Here is a 3,263-nt window from a genome sequence, read left to right on the forward strand (position 1 = left end):
TCGGCGGCGCGGCGCTCTTCCTCAGCCTTCCTGCGGGCGGCTTCCGCCTCCTGGCGGGCCTTCTCCTCAGCGGCGCGGCGTTCGGCGATCGCACGGGCTTCAGCCTCCATGCGCGCCTCCTCTTCGGCCTGCATCTGGGGATTCTTCACGAAGACGCGCTTTCTTCTCACCTCGACCTGAATCGTGTGAGCGCGCCCCGAGGCGTCGCTCTGCTTGATCACGCTCTTTTCCTTGCGGGTGAGCGTGATCTTCCTCTGGCTCGACTGCGTGCGCTCGATGCGCAGGCTGTCGAGGAGCCGGCTCTTGTCGGCATCGGAAAGGGTATCGGTTTCGTTCGACTTGTCGACGCCGGCAGCACGCAGCTGCGTAATGAGGGTCTTCGCAGGGACCTTCAGTTCCTGCGCAAATTCCTTAACCGTCATGGTCATATTTTTCTACTCCTTCGAACGCGGCGCTTCTTGGGGCTTCCTGGGGCGGAAAGGGGGATCCGTCAGGATCGCTTTCGCTTCCGCCCCGCCGCATTCGCGCGGGATATCGGGTTGTTTCTGGACTGCTCCCGCGGGAGCGTTATTCGGCCTTCTTCGCTTCGGCTTCGTGGGCTTCGCCTTCGCCGAACCAATGGGCGCGGGCGCCGACGATGAGGTTCTTGGCGGCTTCCTCTTCAAGCCCCGTCATCTCGACGAGCTCTTCGGTGGCGAGGTCTGCGAGGTCGTCAAGCGTTCTCACGCCGCGGCTCACGAGCTTGCTCGCGAGGTCGTTGGTCATGCCCTCGAGCTTGAGCATCTCCGGATCGGCCTTTCTCAGGTTCTCCTCGCGCGTGATGGCGTCGGCAAGAAGCTTGTTACGGGCGCGGGCGCGGAGCTCCTCGATCGTCTCGCGGTCGAAGGCTTCGATCGAGTAGAGCTCCTTCTCGGGCACGTAGGCGATTTCCTCAACCGAGGAGAAGCCTTCCGAAATGAGCACGTTCGCAGCCGCCTCGTCGATGTCGAGGTTCTTCATGAAGTCCTCGCGGATGCGGGAGACTTCAGCCTCGCGCTTCTCGCTCGCTTCGGTCTGCGTGAGGATGTTGATCTGCCAGCCGGTGAGTTCGGAAGCAAGGCGCACGTTCTGGCCGCCGCGGCCGATCGCAACGGCGAGGTTGTCCTCGTCGACGACGACTTCCATCGTGTGGGTGTCCTCGAGCATCACGATCGAGCGGACCTTGGCGGGTTCGAGCGCGCCGACGACGAACTGCGCGGGGTCGGCATTCCAGACGACGATGTCGATTCTTTCGCCCGAAAGCTCGGCCGTCACGGCATTGACGCGCGAGCCGCGCATGCCGATGCAGGTGCCGATCGGATCGACCCTCTGGTCGTGCGACGTGACGGCGATCTTGGCGCGGGCGCCCGGATCGCGGGCGGCAGCCTTGATCTCGATGATGCCTTCCTCGATTTCGGGAACCTCGAGCTCAAAGAGCTTCTTGAGGAATTCCGGCGACGTGCGCGAGAGGAAGACGGTCTTTCCCTTCGGCGTCTCGCCCACGTGGTCGACGTAGGCGCGAACGCGGTCGCCCGTGCGCATGTTTTCGCGCGGGATCATCTGATTGCGGGGGAGGCGCGCTTCGAGGCGCTCGATCTCAACGATCGCATCGCCCTTGTCCATGCGCTTGATGAGGCCGTTCACGATCGACTGGTTCTTCGCGAGGAATTCCGAGAGGATCTGTTCGCGTTCGGCGTCGCGCAGGCGCTGCAGGATCACCTGCTTGGCGTCCTGAGCAAAACGGCGGCCGGCGGAATCGATGTCCACGTTTTCAATGGGGCGCTCGATGTAGTCGCCCGGCTGAAGATCCGGGAATTCGTCATGAATGTCGGAGAACATTTCCTGACGATCGGGTTCCTGAAGGCCCTCCTCATCGGGCACGACGAGCCAGCGGCGCACGGCGGTGAATTCGCCCGTGGCGCGGTTGACGCGCACGAGAATGTCGGCATCTTCACCGGGGAAGCGGGCGCGCTTCACGGCGCTCGCGAGCGCAATTTCGAGGACGCCGAAGACGATGTCCTTTTCGACGTTCTTTTCGCGGGCGAGCACGTCGACGAGCTCGAGCATTTCACGGCTGTTCATTTTTTCATTACCCCTTGAAATTGAGTTCCTTAATCAGATGGGCGCGCTCGACGTCGGAGAGCGGGAAGACGACGCGCACGGGCGCGGATTCAACCGTCTTCTTCTTCTTCGCGCGAAGCGCTGCAGCGCGAGGCGTACGGGCCACGTCGACTTCGAAATAATCGAATTCAATCTCTTCGGCGCCCGATTCACCGGAAATGCCGATGATGCGGCCCTCGAGCTTTCTGCGGCCGGCTTCGGGGAAGCCTTCGGCCTTGAGAGGCGCGAAGAGCTCGAGCGCGGCGAGTTCGCCCTCAAAGCGCTTCCAGTCGCGGGCGCGCTTCAGAGGCCGCTCAACGCCGGGCGAAGACACCTCAAGACGATCGTAGGCGATGTCCTCGACCGTGAAGAGGTGCGTAAGCTGATCGCTCACGCGCTCGCAGTCCTCAAGCGAAATCCCGCCCTCGGCGGTCGTGTCGATCGTCACGCGAACCAGGCCGCGCGCGAGACGCTCGCAGTCGACGAACTCGTATCCGAGTCCTTCAACCGTCTTTTCCACAAGGGCGCTCAGCGCTCCGGAGGATGAATTCATTGATTGACAAATCCTTCAAACATGCGAAAAGGGCCCCCCGAGACCCCGGAGTCATCCTCCGGAATCAGGGCGCCGCGTTCCGCTGAAATCAAAAAAAAATGGGCATCCCTGCCCATTTCTCTCTCCATGCAGTCCGTCAGCCCGGAGTCGTCTGATGCAACTCTCTCCCGAAGCGGACCAGCAGGCGGCAGACGCTCTAGAAAATCCTTCCGCTCAGATTGTGAGCGGCGCGCTGCCAGAATGCGACGTCTCAGAGCAAACTGGAAAAAAGGCCCGCAGGGGCGGTTTTCGCTGCCCGCAGGCAAAGAAAAGCGCCTGGGGGCATTCGGTCTCCGGCCTTCCGTAAAGAAAAGCGGCTCTGACCGGCTCTGAAGAATGGGCCTGATTTTAGGAGAATCGCGGCGGCGGCGCAAGCGCTGAGAGAAGCAAATTTGCGTCTTTGCTCTCCCGGAGAGAACGTGCTTCCTCCGGGAGAGCTCATGTGCGATTCTCAAAACGCTTTCATCAGAGACGGCCGCCTCTCGGTCCGCGGGAGCCTCTCGCCGCGCCGATGCCGCGGGGAACGCGCTGCGAGCGTTCGGTGCGCTCGGAA

General features: G+C 62.3%; 3 protein-coding genes. All 3 read right to left on the bottom strand.

The window, feature by feature from the left end; all coding sequences use genetic code 11:
* A partial coding sequence (locus GBM95_RS11355; protein ID WP_193222689.1) for a translation initiation factor IF-2 associated domain-containing protein occupies positions 1-428 on the bottom strand: 428 nt, incomplete at its 3' end.
* Positions 429-567: 139 nt separating this feature from the next.
* Positions 568-2,100, bottom strand: coding sequence for a transcription termination factor NusA (gene nusA, locus GBM95_RS11360; RefSeq protein ID WP_152159199.1), 1,533 nt, complete (start codon positions 2,098-2,100; stop codon positions 568-570).
* Positions 2,101-2,107: 7 nt separating this feature from the next.
* Positions 2,108-2,671: a ribosome maturation factor RimP gene (rimP, locus tag GBM95_RS11365; RefSeq protein ID WP_152159200.1), complete on the bottom strand. Its 564-nt coding sequence runs from the start codon at positions 2,669-2,671 to the stop codon at positions 2,108-2,110.
* Between the last annotated feature and the right edge of the window lie 592 nt (positions 2,672-3,263).

This window comes from Sutterella seckii (assembly GCF_009183815.1).
GTDB lineage: Bacteria > Pseudomonadota > Gammaproteobacteria > Burkholderiales > Burkholderiaceae_F > Sutterella > Sutterella seckii.

Excerpts from the sequence above, each read along its gene's own strand:
- nusA (WP_152159199.1), bottom strand. The coding sequence starts at position 2,100 with ATGAACAGCCGTGAAATGCTCGAGCTCGTCGACGTGCTCGCCCGCGAA.
- rimP (WP_152159200.1), bottom strand. The coding sequence starts at position 2,671 with ATGAATTCATCCTCCGGAGCGCTGAGCGCCCTTGTGGAAAAGACGGTT.